The organism is Alcanivorax sp. UBA3183 (genome assembly GCF_002364155.1).
GTDB classification, from domain to species: Bacteria; Pseudomonadota; Gammaproteobacteria; order Pseudomonadales; family Alcanivoracaceae; genus Alcanivorax; species Alcanivorax jadensis.
In genome coordinates this window covers 85,859-100,994 of record NZ_DEXN01000016.1, presented here as the reverse complement: position 1 = coordinate 100,994, position 15,136 = coordinate 85,859, and the positions used below count along the sequence as shown (strand labels likewise).

Sequence of the window (15,136 nt, the reverse complement as noted above, 5' to 3'; positions counted from 1 at the left end):
ACGCAGCTTTAAGCGCGAAGAGCTGCCAAAGCCAGACGCTAGTCTCGCTTCTGACAGCAGCTCCGCAGACACAAAAAAGCCCCGGCGGTTGCCGGGGCTTTTTTGTTCTAGCTGTTAACTATTCATGATTCACTGTTAACTGCTTTTACGCGATATTGTTCACCCGCTTGGACTCGCGGAACAGCTGGTCCAGTTCGCCTTCGTAGTAGGCTTCCACCCGCGGGTTCATCACTTTCTTCCACAGCGGCGGGATCAGGGCCAGCACGTACATGGTGGCGTAACCGGCAGGAAGCTGCGGGCTTTCCTCGTAGTGACGCAGCACCTGATAACGACGCTTGGCATAGGCGTGGTGATCACTGTGACGCTGCAGCTGGAACAGGGCCAGGTTGGTCAGCAGGAAGTTGGAGTTCCAGCTGTGGGCCGGCGTTACCCGCTCGAAGCGACCTTTTTCGTTCACACGACGGTGCAGGCCGTAGTGCTCGATATAGTTGATGATTTCCAGTGCCAGGGCAGCGAAGAAGCTTTGGCCCAGGAAGAACACCACACCCTGCCAGCCCCACAGCAGACCGAAGGTCACCGCAAACAAGGCAGAAATGCTGTACCACCAGATCAGCTCGTTATAGATACTGATGTTTTTCTTGCCCTTACGCTCCAGGTATTTCTTTTCCAGGCTCCAGGCATTCTTGAAGTTGCGCACAAACGCTTTGGGCAGGAAGTCATACAGACTCTGGTTGTAGCGGCTGGAAGAGGCATCGTCCGGGGTAGACACATGCACATGGTGGCCACGTACGTGCTCAACCTTGAAGCCGGCATAGGTCACGGTAGACAGCAACAGGCCGCCCATCCAGTTTTCCACCTTGGGATCCTTGTGAATCAGCTCGTGGCCCAGGTTGATGGCGATGATGCCACCCACAGTACCGATGGACACGATCCAACCGATCTTGCCGAGCAGACCATAATCATTGGTCATGAAAACATGGCCGGCGTAAAACAGCACCGCGATCCACACAAAGCCCATGGCGATGGCAGACACCCGGTAAAAAATCTCTTCACTCATGCTGGGGACTTGCACATCTTCACTGGGGTTGGTCGGATCTTTCCCCACCAGATAATCCAGTACCGGGATAATCCCGAAAATAAAGGCATACATGAACCAAGCCCAATAATCCTGAGTGCCGCTATCCACACCCACATAGGCCGAGAAAGGCACAAGCGGCACCATGAATGCCCAGAAAGTCAGGTACCCGTATTTTTTCATTTTTAGCATTACGTCAGCGTTCATGCTCTCGAACATGGCTTATACCTCGCTAGTTCAAGCCAAAAGTAACAGTCTTCAATGTGACGATCAGGTTATCCCTGATTTCTTGAATTGTCAAACAACTCATTTAGTGCCATAGTATCGACCTTGGAGGATAATTCCCGCCGAAGCCGAAAAGGACCTTTTCATGTCGTTGAAAGCCGTCAGCCTGAGTGAGCAGATTGCCCAGCACCTGGCCGAGCAAATCATCACAGGCACCCTGGCACCCGGAGCTCGTTTGCCGGAAAATGATCTGGCCAAGCAACTTGATGTGAGCACCAACTCACTTCGCGAGGCCTTTCGTGTCCTGGAAAAGCAGCACCTGATTGAGTTGCAGCCGCGCAAGGGCGCACGAGTGTGCGACGTCACAGATGAGCAGGTTCACGACCTTTACGACTTCCTTTTCATGCTCCTGTCGCGGCTGGCCGGCCAGGCTGCCAGCAACTGGATGCCCGGCCAGATAGAAGACCTGGTGGAGCTACTGCCCCAGCTGGACCAGCATTATCAGAACAACGACCTGCCCGCCGCCCACCAGCTGGCGTTCCGCTTTGTGGAAATCGCCACCGAACGATTCGCCAACAACCGCTACCTGGCCACCGACATCGTCGATCTGATCCCCCTGCTCAAGCGCTACACCTTTATCGCCCTGCAGGAAGACACCTCCGAGTTCGACGTTTCTCTGCAGCTGTTCAAGCGCTTGCTGATCAACGTGGTCGGCCGCAACACCGCCGATGCCGAAGCAGACATCCGCGAATACGGCGAAAACCAGTGCCAGATCGTCCTGCGCGCTATCGCCAAACGCCGCAACGCGGCTTAAAAGGCAATTAATAGTTCGCGAGCTGAGGCGAGCACCAAGAGCAAACGCATGAGGCCGCGCCTACCTCGTAGACGCGGCCTCATGCATTAGAAAAACAGAGGCGCCTGCTTCGCGCGTTATTAATTATTCATCATTAACTATTAATTGCTTCCCCACACAATCCCCACAAAGCCTCCTTGCTCCATTGCCATGCTGACCTCCATCACAAGGAGGCCACCATGAAACTGACGCTTTTCTTCTCGCTATTGCTACTGACCCTCACCGCCCAGGCGGACTGGCAGGACGAGGCCGCCACCGGCGCGCTGCTGCTGGCCGATGACCAGGGAGACATTACCGCCGCCACCCTGCTCCATACCGATGCTCACATCACCGTCAGCGGCCCGCTGGCGCGGGTCACCCTGACGCAACGATTTCACAATCCCAGCCAGCAGTTTCGTGAGGGCCGTTATCTGTTTCCTCTGCCGGAAAACGCCGCCGTGGACGGCATGGTGCTGACCGTCGGAGAAAGACGCATCGTCGGCCGCATCGACAGGAAAGCCGAGGCGGAAGAGGCTTATCGTCAGGCCCGCGCCAGCGGCAAGAAAGCCAGCCTGGTCAGCCAGCAGCGCCCCAACCTGTTCACCACCGCCGTGGCCAATATCGCTCCCGGCGAAACCGTGCAGGTGGAACTGCATTACCAGCAGACCCTGAACGTGGACGGACGCCGCTTTCAATTGCGCCTGCCGCTCACCCTGACCCCGCGCTTCACCCCAGCCACGGAAACGCCCCATCCCCTGGATTCGCTGCTGCGCAATACCGTGGCCAACCCCGGCGGCCCGGCCGAGGCCGGCACCGCGTCGATCCGCATTGATCTGGACGCTGGCAACCGCCTGGCAACCCTGGGTAGCCCCAGCCACGCCATCCACTCACAACGCCACGGAAGACACTACACCATCACCCCGAAAGGCGGCTCCGTGCCCATGGACCGGGATCTGCTGCTCAGCTGGGAACTGGAAGACAAGGGCGAACCACTGGTCACCAGCTTTCACGAAGAGATCGATGGCGAGCACTACGCCCTGCTGATGGTGGTCCCGCCGGAAACCGGGCAGCTGACAACGCTGCCACGGGAAACCTTATTTATTATCGACAGCTCCGGCTCCATGGGCGGCGCCCCCATGCGCCAGGCCAAGGCCAGCCTGCAACGGGCCCTGCAACGCCTGAAACCCGGCGACCGCTTCAACATCACCGACTTCGACAGCCAGCACACCCTGCTGTTTGATCAACCTGCCACAGTCACCGACGCCAGCCGCCAACAGGCTCAACGCTTCGTGGACAGCCTGCATGCCGGTGGCGGCACCCACATGCTGCCCGCCCTCAGCGCCACCCTGGCCCAGCCAACCAGCGACGGCTACCTGCGCCAGGTGATCTTTATCACCGACGGCGCCGTGGGCAACGAGAACGGTATTTTCCGCGCCCTGCACGAACAGCTCGGTGAAGCGCGCCTGTTCACCGTGGGCATCGGCTCCGCCCCCAACAGCCACTTCATGACCCGTGCCGCCCAGTTCGGGCGCGGCAGCTTTACCTACATCAACGACCAGAACCAGGTCCAACAGGGCATGGATACGCTCTTCCGCCGCCTGGAATCACCGCTGATGCGCAACCTGCAGGTGCTGCTGCCGCAGGGCATCGTCGCTGACCGCTGGCCACAAAAACTGCCGGACCTGTACGCCGGTGAGCCCCTGCTGGTGGCCATGAAATTATCCGCCCCAACGGACCGGATCACCGTCAGCGGCTACAGTGACCGACACTGGCAACAACCGATCGCCCTTCACACCAACAGCAACCACCCGGGCACCGCCAGCCTGTGGGCCCGACGCAAGATCGCCGACCTGATGGACCGCATCACCCTGGGCGCCCCGGAAACCGACATCGCCCCGCAGATCACCCAGGTCGCCCTGCGCCATCAACTGGTCAGTCACTACACCAGCTTTATCGCCGTGGAAGAAACCGTCTCCCGCCCGGCCCATCAACCGCTGCTGCACGACACCATCCGCAACCAGGCACCCCACGGCACTCAACAGAATACGGCCTGGCCCGGCACGGCGACACCGGCGCCGCTGTTGTGGCGGCTGGCCGGCTTGATGCTGATCGCCTACCTGCTGCTCTGGCTACGCCAGCGGAGACAGACCCATGGCACGGCTTGAACGAGGCTTGCTGGCATTCAGTCTGGCGGGGCTTCTCGGGCTGGCAGGCTGGGCCAGCTGGCTGGATGGCAAGGCCTGGCTGGCCCAACACCTGATCGCCTACGCCTGGCACACCACCCTGGACCAGGGCGCCCCCCAGCGCCCCTGGCCCTGGGCAGACACCTGGCCAGTGGCACGCCTTACCACCCCCGCCGGCAAAACCCTTTACGTGCTTGAAAGTACCAGCGGCGAAGCCCTGGCCTTCGGCCCCGGCCGACTGACAGGGGGAATCGGCAGCGACCAGGCCCTCACACTGGCCGGCCACCGGGATACTCACTTTGCCTTTCTAGAAACCCTGAACAGCGGCGACCCACTCACCGTGGAATTTACCGACGGCTCACAGCAGCGCTTTCAGGTCAGCTCGCAGCAGGTCATCAACAGCCAGCAGCACCCCCTGCATATCCCCCGTGACAACCAGCAGCTAGTGCTGATCACCTGCTACCCCTTCGACGCCATCACCGCCGGCGGTCCCTTGCGCTACATCATCACCGCCAGGGCGTAACAGTGGGAGCCATCGTTCGATGGCGAATGAAGCTCGCGACGGTGAAAGCGAAGCGATTGTAACGTTTGAGGGGATGGGGATGATTGAATCCAGGAAGCAACACCAGATAGGAGAGCCCCCCCCCGTTGGAGCTTTGCTCGCAAAGCGAAGGCGCTTATCCATTCCGCAGAGATTCGCTTTGCCAGCAAAGCCCCAACGGCACACTACCGTTCATCAAGTCAGTATCATCCAGACACTTGCGGATCAGACCAGCAGGCTCTCAGCCCTGATAGTCACTGCAAAACCCAAGCTTCTCGCTGGCGAGATACGCGCAGAACGCCTCAACGTCATCGTTGGCATAGGTATTGGAAATCAGCTCACTGGGAATCAACCCCTCATCCCAGCGGTTCGCTATGATCCTGTGGGCCTTGCCACCCTCGTCACCGGGGAAAATGTTCACCTCGGCGGTTGTCTGATGAATATAAAGATCCCGAAGCGCTCTGGAACAACGAAACTGGCCAGCCTCGGCATCAATGCTGCAGGTATAGCCCGCGTCGGAGAAAAATGTATCCGCAGTAGCGAACAGATGCTCTGTGCTTAGGCGATCATCTGGTAGCGAAGAAATAGTCTTGGGGGCATCGCCCGTCACATTTGTGCAGCCGACGAAAACAAAGACGATAAGGAGGAGAAAAACAGGCTTCATCATTTCGGGGCATACTCTCTTTTTCACCACGGACCTGGACAGAGAGGTTACCGCCGCGGTTCAATTTTGATTCTAGGCATTGAATTCATCTGAATACTGCCAGGTCTTTCTTGGGTTGTTGTATCGGGGCATTTTTCACCCCCTCTGGTTAAGGGAAGGTGTCCACTAAAGTGGTTACAGATCAGCCGAGTGAAACGAGGTCCAGCCCCGCAGGGTCGATGCTGCCTGGCCTTGTTATAAGATTTAGGTAAAGCATCAATGTCCGCCTTAATATTTTTTGCTGCTCTTGCTTGTTACCCAAAGATATATGAGCAGCCCAAGGCTTACCAACAAGCACACCGAAGAAATTTTGAACATAAGCTGTATGCCTGTATTGGGGCAGCCCCACATACAGGTAGACATTAGCCCGACTACCGAAATAGCAAGAATAAATATATTCGCTACAACTGCTAAAAAATATCTCATGGGTAAACGAGCTTATAACGCCCGGCGCAGCGGGAAAATTGGAGCGAGGAACGAGCGGAAATTTGATCCGCCTGCCGCCGCTTGTTATGAAAGGCCATAGACCAGCCCAACCGCTATAAAAACACCGCTAACAACCCCGATAGCTCTATGAGCCCACATGAGCTTTGCGCTGCGCTTTACAAGGAATGCCAAGTAAGAGCCCAGCCAAGCAATAAGCCCAAATATGCCCAGGTTCACTAAAATTGCAGCAAGCCCATCAACCTCATATGCATTCCCAAACTTGTCTCCATACACAGCCCTACTAGAGAGCAGGTTATCGAACGTAAGGAATACCAGAAGGCCCACCACGAAGAGAACAGGGATCATTCCGGCCATATATATGAAGTTGGGTCGTTTACTCATATTCATAACAGCGTATTAAGACGAACGATTCGACTTAATTCAATTCGACATAATTGTTTTTGGCTTATCACATTGGCCACGAATAATTTGATATTGGTTAGTGACTTACCACCAAGTTGAGAATTTATCCCAACTGAAAAATCGCGAACGTTCGACATAATGCTAGTACGAGCGTGCTTTTTGGCAAAGTGCCTCCCCTTTAGAAATCCACTTTATATCAGCCAGTTAGCATTTTCTGTAAGCCATATCCTACAAATCCCGGGCTGGTTCTGGTGAAGACGGGGAAGTGGGCATGTTTGTGATGGGCGGGGTGTTCGCCATGCAAGCATAGCTCCAACGGGATAGGGAAGTTATCGCAGTGCGCAGGTCGGGAGGGCATAAAAAAACGCGGCCGGGGCCGCGTTTTTTTGATGCTGAAATCCTGAGGATTTATCGCCCGATAATTTCCCGGGAGATGATTTCCTTCATGATTTCGCTAGTGCCGCCATAGATACGCTGGATGCGGGCATCCACGTAGTCGCGGGAGATGGGGTATTCCTGCATGTAGCCGTAACCACCAAACAGCTGCAGACATTTGTCGGCGACCACACCTTGCAGCTCGGTGGTGGTGAGCTTGGCGATGGAGGCGTTGGTGGCGGTGAGTTCGCTGCGGTCGTACTGGTCGATGCACTGTTCGCCGTAGGCGCGGTTAACCACCACCTGGGCGTGCAGATCCGCCAGCACGAAGCGGGTGTTCTGCAGGCTGGAGATCGGCTTGCCGAAGGCCTGGCGCTCTTTGGTGTATTCGATGGTGCGCTCGATCATGCCTTCGCAGGCAGCGATGGCGCCCAGGGCCAGGATCAGGCGTTCGCGGGGCAGTTCGTTCATCAGGTTGGCGAAGCCTTTGCCTTCACCACCGAGAATCTGGTCGGCGCCCACTTTCACGTCTTCGAAGAACAGCTCGGAGGTGTCAGCGGCGTGATGGCCCATTTTTTCCAGGTTACGACCACGAGCGAAGCCCGGCAGGGAGCAATCCACGGTGAACAGGGTCATGCCCTTGGAACCGGCGTTGGGGTCGGTCTTGGTGGCGAGCACGATGACGTCGCAGTGCTGGCCATTGGTGATAAAGGTTTTCTGGCCGCTGATCTTGTAGCCGTCGCCATCCTTGTCGGCACGGGTTTTCATGCCCTGCAGGTCGGAACCGGCGCCAGGCTCGGTCATGCCGATGGCGCCCACGGCTTCACCGGTAACCATTTTCGGCAGCCAGGTCTGTTTCTGCTCTTCCGTGCCCAGGTGCAGGATGTAGGGGGCAACGATATCGGAGTGCACGGAGATGTTGGAGGCCAGGGCACCGTAACCGGCGCGGGAGGCTTCTTCCACGATTACCGCTGACAAGCGGAAGTTGGCGCCGAAGCCGCCGTACTCTTCCGGTACGTCCACGCACAGCAGGCCATTCTCGCCCATCTTGTTCCACAGCTCACGGGGGAACATCTCGGCTTTTTCCCACTGGTCGTAGTGTGGAGCCACTTCGTTTTCGAGGAATTTTTTGACGTTGTCGCGGAACAGTTCGATTTCGTTTTGATCAAGCATTTCAGACAGTCCTGTTGGTCAACGGCACCGCCCCGAGGTCGGGGCCGGCAAATCTATGGCCAACATTCTAGCGGCACGGTGTGAAGGCAACATCATCCGCGAGTGACTGTCCGGTCCGCTGTATACCGTTTTCCCGGGCGCTAACGTCGCTTCCCGCCCCTGCAACGGACTTTGCCGCCGCAGGAGCGATGGGCTACGTCAGATCGGCTCGATGCTGATCTCGGCCTTGAGGGAATTGGCCACGAAACAGTTGCGATGGGCACTGGCGTGGAGCTTGTCCATCGCAGCGGCATCCGGTTCCTGGCCATCATCAAACACCACCCGCGGGCGCAGGACGATGCGGGTGATGGCCAGGCGCCCGTCGCTGCCCTTCTCCACCGTGCCGGTTGGCTGGTCGATATAGCTGAGCACCTTGTGGCCCTGTTTGGCGGCAATCGACAGGAAGGTAAGCATGTGACAACTTGCCGTGGCGGCGATTACTGCCTCATCCGGGTTAACCCGGTTGCCGCTGCCGAAGTATTCCGGTGAGGCCGAGGCCTGCACCACTTCGCCACCGGCGAAAGTCCACTCGTGTCCCCGGTTGAAGTGTTCGTAATCGAACGAGGCGCCCGGCTTCAGATGCCAGGCGACCGTTGCACCGTATTCACTCATGATTCGCTCCCTCTGTTGCATCACGGTTTTCTGTTCTCCTGTTTCAACCATGATACTGCAGGGTCGCCAATGCAAGATTGTCGTGGATCAAACCTCCGGCTTCGGCGATAACAGGCAGCGCTCCACCTGATCCAGCACGCGGTTGCTGTACAGCAAGGCGCAGTGCCCCAGGTAAGGAACGTTGATGTTGGCTTCAGCACCATCCAGAACCGCGGTGGATACCGGCAGCACGAAGTTGTCCAGGTTGGAGTAGATGGAGAAGAAACGGGCGCCGCCCGGGCAGCTACCGCCTTCTGCCAGCTCCTGCACAAAGGGACTCTGGTAGCGCATCTGCGCCGCAGAGCCCTGGGCCGGGAACAGGCCGGCAATACGCGAGCCATAGTGGGGGCTGCCGAGGGTGATGACCCGGTCGACCTTGCCGGCCAGGCCCAGGTTTTTCAGGGCGTAGCGGGTCAGCGGCCCGCCCATGGAGTGGCAGACGATATGGGCTTTTTGCGCACCGGTGGAGGCGAGGATGCGCTCCACATGGTCGTTGACCTGCTGGGCCAGTTTGCGGGCGTTAATATGCGGTGGGGTGTAGCTCACCGAATACACATTGCCCCAGCCACGCCATTTCAGTCGCCACTGCATGAACAGGAAGTTGGCGCTGTTACCGCCGTAGCCGTGCACCAGAATCACCGGGGTTTCCCCGTGGTGGCGGCTGCGCACCGGTGAGGCATCGTGAATCAGCCGCAGCGGGTAGCTGAACACCAGCACGGTAAGGCTGGCGGCTTCCTTGATGATGCCCACCACGATAGGCACCAGACGCAGCGGTTGCTCACCGGGCAGCTGCGCCTGCTCGGGAAAGCTGCGACGGTCGTAGAACCAGCACATGTAGAACAACAGGGTGATAGACACTGTCGTGAATATCGCCAGTGCCAGAAGAAAAATGATCAGACCCATCCCGTAATTACTCCGTTGTTGTTTTTACCGACGCTAGGCCAGTGCCGGGGACCATGAAGCGCCGCTGGTATGACTGTCGGACAAGGTGTGAAGAGAATTCACAATTGGTCGCCCCCTTACCTGTTGGAGCTTTGCTCGCAAAGCGAAGTCCAAGGGTAATCTCAAACCTTCGCTTTGCGAGCAAAGCTCCAACGGCGGCTTTCTTCGGCTAGGCAAGCAGCCCCTGCTCTTGCAACCAGGTAGTGCAGTGCGCCACCGCTTCGGCCAGTTTGTCGTTCTGACCAAAGTAATAGTGGTTGGCCCCGGCCACCTCACGCAGGGTGGCTTGTCCTGATTGGAACCCGTCGAAGAGCCGGCGGGTATGGCTGGGGGTGCAGGCATTGTCTGCGGTGTTGCCAATCACCAAAGCAGGTATCCGGATTCGTCCGGCGCAGGCCGGGCCGTTGGCGCGGGAATCATCATAGCTCCACTGGCTCAGCCAGCCGCGCAGGGTGTTGAAACGGGCCAAGGCTACCGGGCCGTTGTTAACGGTTTGCGGGTCACCCAGATAACAGGTGCCGGGAGGACGCTGATTGGGGTCCTGCTGCGGGTCCAGCCAGCGCACATCGCACATGGTGCGGTGAACAATAAAACCATATTCCTCGTTGGGCAGACCCTTGGCGCGAAAGTCCGCCAACTTGCCTTTCACCCAGTCGGTGATGCGCCGGTTGCGGTCGATCTGCGCCTGGCGAAAACGGGCCACGAAGTCATCGCTATAAGGCGGCTGGTTGGGGCAGTTGGGATGGTAGATATCCAGTTGCCGGTCCCGCTGGTCCGGGTTGTTCTCATCCAGCACGGACGGGTCCAGCCATTCGGTCATGGTGATGGCCCGGGACACATGGGCAGCCAGCAGCATGATGCCATCGGCGGGGATCAGTTTCTGTGCGGTCAGATCATAGGGGTCGCCGGCCGGGGTCTCGGTGATCTGCGGGTCTTCCGCTTCCGCCTGGTAGAGCAGACTCAGGGAGCCGCCGCCGGACCAGCCCGCCAGCACCACTTTCTCAAAGCCGAGGCGCTCTTTGGCATCGCGCACGCAGGCGCCCAAATCCGCCACCACCTTTTCCATCAGCAGGGCACAGTCCGCTCCCCGGTAGCGGCTGTTGCAATAGATCACCGACAGCCCGGCCTTTGCCAGTGCCGATACCATGGGCAGGTAGGCGCCGCCGCCCACCGGGTGCATGAAGATCACCACGGTCTTGCCCGGGCCTGCGCTGGGTGTGAGCAGATGGGCCTCCAGGGCCACCAGACCCATTGGGCCAGCATAGGTATCCTTGAAACTGGATGGCTCGGTGAAGGTCACCAGATAGGGGGTACGGTCATAATGCTTGCTCATTGCGGCGCGTCCTTCTTGCTGGAGCCCTTCAGTTTTGAAAAGTCTGTCTTGCTCATGTCGATGCCGCGCAGGTCCAGGGCGGCGGCGCCAAAGGTCTCTTCTTTCAGGGCGCGGGTCTTTTCGGTCCATGCCTGGAGCACGCTGTGAGCGTTGGCGGCGTCTTCGGCCACCACGGCCTCGTAGCTGGCGTCCTTGATGGTGATTTCCAGCGGGATGCCGTTGGGGTCGAAGAAATAGATGGAATGGATGAACTCGTGGTCGATGGGCCCAAAGCAGGGGCGACCGGCCTGGTTGATGCGGCGACGCCAGTCCTTCAGTTCTTCCCGGGTATCCACTTCGAAGGCCAGGTGCAGGTCGAAGGCGCTGCGCGGGCGGAACAATTTTTCATCGGCGCCATCCGGGGCGTCGAAGAAGGCGATGAAGTTGTCGTCACCCATCTTGAAGAACAGGTGCATGTAGTCGATCTTGCGACCGGTGCCCGGCTCTTCATCGAAGACCATGGCCAGGGTCAGCGGCAGGCGCAGCACATCCTCGTAAAACCAGCGGGTCTGCTCCGCATCGCGGCAACGGTAGGCGCTGTGGTGCACATGCTTGAGCATGGCGCAATCCGGCAGGCTGCTCATGATTGGCTCCCGATTGTTGTTGTATTCGGGTGCCATTGTTGCCACAGGCTTGCCGGGAACTGAAAACCGAAACCACCAAGAACCTGTCAGTTCTGGCCACTCGCGCCGGGCCGACGACGGTGGCAAACTGTCCGCCCCTTTATTGGCAGCACGGCAACGCAAATGGCAGACCAGGCAATCATCAACGAAGTAGGCCTCCGCGACGGCCTGCAGAATCAACCGGTCACCGTGGACACGGACACCAAGGCCCGGCTGGCCCGGCTGCTGGTGGATGCCGGTATGCGCTATCTGGAACCGGTGAGCTTTGTCAGCCCCAAGGCGATTCCGCAGATGGCTGACGCCGCCGCGCTGACCCCTCTGCTGCCACAGGGTGACCATCTGCATTACACCGCCCTGATCCCCAACCTGAAGGGCTATCAGCTTGCCAAAGAAGCAGGCTACCCGACGGTGGCGCTGGTGCTGTCCACCACGGATTCTTTCAATGAACGCAATCTGCGCATGAGCCTGGAGCAGGCGGCGCAAAGTTGTGAGGCCATCATTGCGGCGGCAAAGGAAGACGGCGTGGCCACCCGCACCTATATCTCCGGCGCCTTTGCCTGCCCCTACGATGGCACGGTACCGGTCAGCCTGCCCCAGCAGCTCACCGAGCGTATGTTTGCCGCCGGCTCCGACGAAGTGGCCATTGCCGACACCATCGGCGCCGGCAATCCGCAGCAGATGAAGGACATCATGGCGCCGCTGATTCGCGACTTCGGCGCGGAGAAATTCTACGTGCACCTGCACGACACCCGCGGGCTGGCCGCCGCCATGGCCTGGGCCGCGGCGGATCTGGGGGTGCGACGTTTTGATGCGTCCATTGGCGGCCTGGGCGGCTGCCCGTTTGCCCCCGGCGCCACCGGCAACATGGCCACGGAAGACCTGGTCTACTTGCTGGAAAGTGCCGGTCTGGACACCGGTATCGATGTGGAAAAACTGCGCGCCGCCGTGGCCCTGGCGCAGCAAGCTACCCAACGCCCGTTGGGCGGGCGCATCCTCAGCTGGATGGAATCCCAGGAGAAACAAGGCAAGACGCCCTGCCTGTGGTAATCGACCCCTTGCGTACCAAACCCCGTTGTAAAAAACGCCGGGCAGTAAAACTGCCCGGCGTTTTTTAGTCGTTACTTTCCTGCTATCAGGGGGTGTACGGATAGCGGAACTCACCTGACAACGAAATCGAATTATCATTGTCCGGCAGGACAGGCCCCATATTCCTCGCTACCAGCGTGGCAATATAAGTCCCTTCTACCAGACCATCGCTGACACTGGTGACATTGATGGTGCAAGACGCCCCTTCAGACAGGTTTTGAATGCCTGACTGGGTATAAGTGGCACCGTATGGAATATCCGCCGGGGTAGAGATCGTCATGGTCGGTTTCAGACCGCCGACTTCCGTGTTGCAGGTAAAGCTTCCGACCTGCATGGGAATGTTGGACCACACCATCCGCATCTGATTGTTCGGGAATTCCAGATCATCAAACTGGCGGAAGAAGTAGCCATTGCTGCCATTGGACGACACCTCCGATTCCAGCAGGAACCGCTCTCCGGCCACAAAATGGGTGCTACCATCGTCGATGGTCATGCTGACCCCCTCGACTTCACTGCCCAGCACACCATCATCACCATTGTTGCCAGCATGGAAAGTCTGGGTGGTGAAGTTGCGGAACTTGCCGTGCACCACCAGGGTCCGCTCGGCAGCTGGCAGTTCAATATCGCCGGTGGCCAACCCGGAACCAAACGCCGCACCACCACCGTTACTGGGACCCAACAGGGTAGCCGTATAAGAACCCAGATACTTTCGCCCGGCGTTCTGCTCGATGGTTACGGTGCAGTTACCGCCGTTGGCACTCTGGAACTTGAACAGCGGATCGCTAACGGTGATCCAACCCATCTTCAGGGTCACTTCGGTGTCACCATCCTCGCAGCTGTATTCGCCCGCCGCCGGGTTGTTGTTGCTGCCGGCCTGCAGTTCGAATTTCAGCGCATGATCCGGATGTGAGCCATCCAGCAGGGGCCGGCCCCCCAGGAAATGCCCGGAGCGCATCTCACGAGTACCACTATCGATCGTCATGTCCCAACGAATCTCGTCCGCCAGGGCCGGCGCTTCCCCTTCGGTACCGGTGTGGATATAGATACGGAACTGGCCACCGCTCAGGGTGATCTGCTCATCATCCTTGTCGTTGCCCAGCGTGGCGCTGATGATGTGCCCTTCCGTGGCGCCATTGCTGAAGTGGTAGTCCACATCCAGTTCGCATTCGGTCGCAGTCCAGGTTTTCTGAACGGGCGGTGCAGAAGCATAATCAACCGTCAGCAACGATACTCCCGTGCTGGTACCACACAACTGGGTGCCTAGCATCCCATGTGCCACGTTCACCTGGGCCCATATCAGATCATCACCATTAAACGGCTTGGTATCGATAGTGTTGAAATCACTGTCATAGTTATGCGCTCGGATCTGACGCTTGGCCGTGGTCGCCATGAACGATTCAATAAAAGGTTGTTCCATCGCCCACATCTTACCGTCATGCACAATGGCAACCCCATTGCGCATGTCGAGCAACTCAGCGCCAGGCTCCGGCTCCGGATCAGTGCTCTCTTCCTGAATCAAGGCGCGAGTGGTTGCACCGGCACCGTCGTCATGAATGATTTCCATGACTTCCAGATCGGTATTGAGATATAGACGAACCCGCTCATCGCTATCTGACTGACCATAGTTGACAGCCACCCGACGATCCGCGTCAACGGTCTTGCGATCGTAAATTTCAACAATATCGTCAACGGTAAAGCTGATGCCGGTATCGAAATCAATATCGCCCTGCGGAGAAATTGTGACGGTACCACGCTCATGATCGCGCGTGGCGGTGCCACAGCTTGCGCAGTAACCGGGGTCCCTCTCGCCGCTGCCAATGACCGTATAGGTACCGGCATAATCGGTCAGCACATCCAGGTTCGCTGGCAATTCAGGGTCAACCGGTTCTTCATCTTCCGGCGCGTCAGGGAACTGGTTCAGGTTGCCATCCTTGACCAGATTCAGCAGGGCGCTGTAATCGGCGATGGACGGGTCATCATCAATGGCTTCCTGAATCGCATCCAACACCTGATCCCAGGCATCACCAATCACCAGGGCTGTGCTGAACGGATCTCCCCCAGGCAAAGTAAAGCCAGCATTGGTCATGGCGGCGAGCAGCTCGGTTTTCTTGCTGGCAATGGTGCTGGAATCTGGCCAGTTGGCCGGTGTGGCAATCCAGCTACCGTCCGCCAGGCCGGTGGTGAGCGCCAGCACCATGTCGGTGATCGGGGTAATGTTGATCGTCCCCGGCTGGCTGGCATAGCTGCGCAAGGTAACCGGGGGGGTGCCTCCGGTCACCGTGAGCACACAGGGGAGTGAAGCATTCCCTACATTGCCACTCCAGGTGCCATCGGCATTGGTAGTCACGGTGGAGGTGAACCCGCTGCCATCGGCACATTCTGCGGTTACGGTACCGGTCTGGATGGCAGCGCCTACTGCCGCAGTACCGGCAAGACTGGATGACGATGGTGCGGCGGGACCACCACC

General features: G+C 58.5%; 13 protein-coding genes. 4 read left to right on the top strand and 9 right to left on the bottom strand.

The annotated features are described in order from the left end of the window. Positions 1 to 145: 145 nt before the first annotated feature. Complete coding sequence (locus B3Q33_RS07355) at positions 146 to 1,294, bottom strand: alkane 1-monooxygenase (protein WP_286827384.1); 1,149 nt, start codon at positions 1,292 to 1,294, stop codon at positions 146 to 148. Between the two features lie 151 nt (positions 1,295 to 1,445). Here B3Q33_RS07355 and B3Q33_RS07350 point away from each other — a divergent pair, with 151 nt between their 5' ends. From B3Q33_RS07350 to B3Q33_RS07340, 3 genes are all read left to right on the top strand, one after another. Then, positions 1,446 to 2,114 (top strand): GntR family transcriptional regulator, encoded by a 669-nt coding sequence (locus B3Q33_RS07350; RefSeq protein WP_035249779.1) that lies wholly within the window; start codon positions 1,446 to 1,448, stop codon positions 2,112 to 2,114. 218 nt (positions 2,115 to 2,332) lie between these two features. Next, the gene (locus tag B3Q33_RS07345) at positions 2,333 to 4,297 is read left to right on the top strand and encodes a marine proteobacterial sortase target protein (protein ID WP_286827382.1); all 1,965 of its coding nucleotides are present in this window, start codon (positions 2,333 to 2,335) and stop codon (positions 4,295 to 4,297) included. After that, complete coding sequence (locus B3Q33_RS07340) at positions 4,284 to 4,838, top strand: class GN sortase (RefSeq protein ID WP_273009140.1); 555 nt, start codon at positions 4,284 to 4,286, stop codon at positions 4,836 to 4,838. The genes B3Q33_RS07345 and B3Q33_RS07340 overlap by 14 nt, the downstream gene beginning before the upstream one ends. Before the next feature lie 259 nt (positions 4,839 to 5,097). On the opposite strand, the gene B3Q33_RS07335 is transcribed toward B3Q33_RS07340, so the two are convergent. From B3Q33_RS07335 to B3Q33_RS07305, 7 genes are all read right to left on the bottom strand, one after another. Further along, positions 5,098 to 5,523: a hypothetical protein gene (locus B3Q33_RS07335; RefSeq protein ID WP_035249774.1), complete on the bottom strand. Its 426-nt coding sequence runs from the start codon at positions 5,521 to 5,523 to the stop codon at positions 5,098 to 5,100. Between the two features lie 546 nt (positions 5,524 to 6,069). After that, the gene (locus B3Q33_RS07330) at positions 6,070 to 6,387 is read right to left on the bottom strand and encodes a hypothetical protein (protein WP_156964913.1); all 318 of its coding nucleotides are present in this window, start codon (positions 6,385 to 6,387) and stop codon (positions 6,070 to 6,072) included. A gap of 429 nt (positions 6,388 to 6,816) precedes the next feature. Beyond that, complete coding sequence (locus B3Q33_RS07325; RefSeq protein ID WP_035249771.1) at positions 6,817 to 7,956, bottom strand: acyl-CoA dehydrogenase family protein; 1,140 nt, start codon at positions 7,954 to 7,956, stop codon at positions 6,817 to 6,819. A gap of 198 nt (positions 7,957 to 8,154) precedes the next feature. Further along, positions 8,155 to 8,607 carry an OsmC family protein gene (locus B3Q33_RS07320; RefSeq protein WP_273009141.1) on the bottom strand — a complete coding sequence of 151 codons (453 nt, stop codon included), beginning with the start codon at positions 8,605 to 8,607 and terminating at the stop codon, positions 8,155 to 8,157. A gap of 87 nt (positions 8,608 to 8,694) precedes the next feature. Beyond that, complete coding sequence (locus tag B3Q33_RS07315) at positions 8,695 to 9,549, bottom strand: esterase/lipase family protein (protein WP_273009142.1); 855 nt, start codon at positions 9,547 to 9,549, stop codon at positions 8,695 to 8,697. A gap of 208 nt (positions 9,550 to 9,757) precedes the next feature. Continuing rightward, complete coding sequence (locus tag B3Q33_RS07310; RefSeq protein WP_273009144.1) at positions 9,758 to 10,921, bottom strand: alpha/beta hydrolase; 1,164 nt, start codon at positions 10,919 to 10,921, stop codon at positions 9,758 to 9,760. Further along, complete coding sequence (locus B3Q33_RS07305; RefSeq protein WP_273009146.1) at positions 10,918 to 11,544, bottom strand: VOC family protein; 627 nt, start codon at positions 11,542 to 11,544, stop codon at positions 10,918 to 10,920. Before B3Q33_RS07305 ends, B3Q33_RS07310 begins: the two co-directional genes overlap by 4 nt. A gap of 162 nt (positions 11,545 to 11,706) precedes the next feature. Here B3Q33_RS07305 and B3Q33_RS07300 point away from each other — a divergent pair, with 162 nt between their 5' ends. Beyond that, the gene (locus B3Q33_RS07300; RefSeq protein WP_273009148.1) at positions 11,707 to 12,630 is read left to right on the top strand and encodes a hydroxymethylglutaryl-CoA lyase; all 924 of its coding nucleotides are present in this window, start codon (positions 11,707 to 11,709) and stop codon (positions 12,628 to 12,630) included. Between the two features lie 85 nt (positions 12,631 to 12,715). Here B3Q33_RS07300 and B3Q33_RS07295 read toward each other — a convergent pair. Next, positions 12,716 to 15,136 (bottom strand): hypothetical protein (locus B3Q33_RS07295; RefSeq protein ID WP_286827369.1); only part of this gene is annotated, 2,421 nt, incomplete at its 5' end.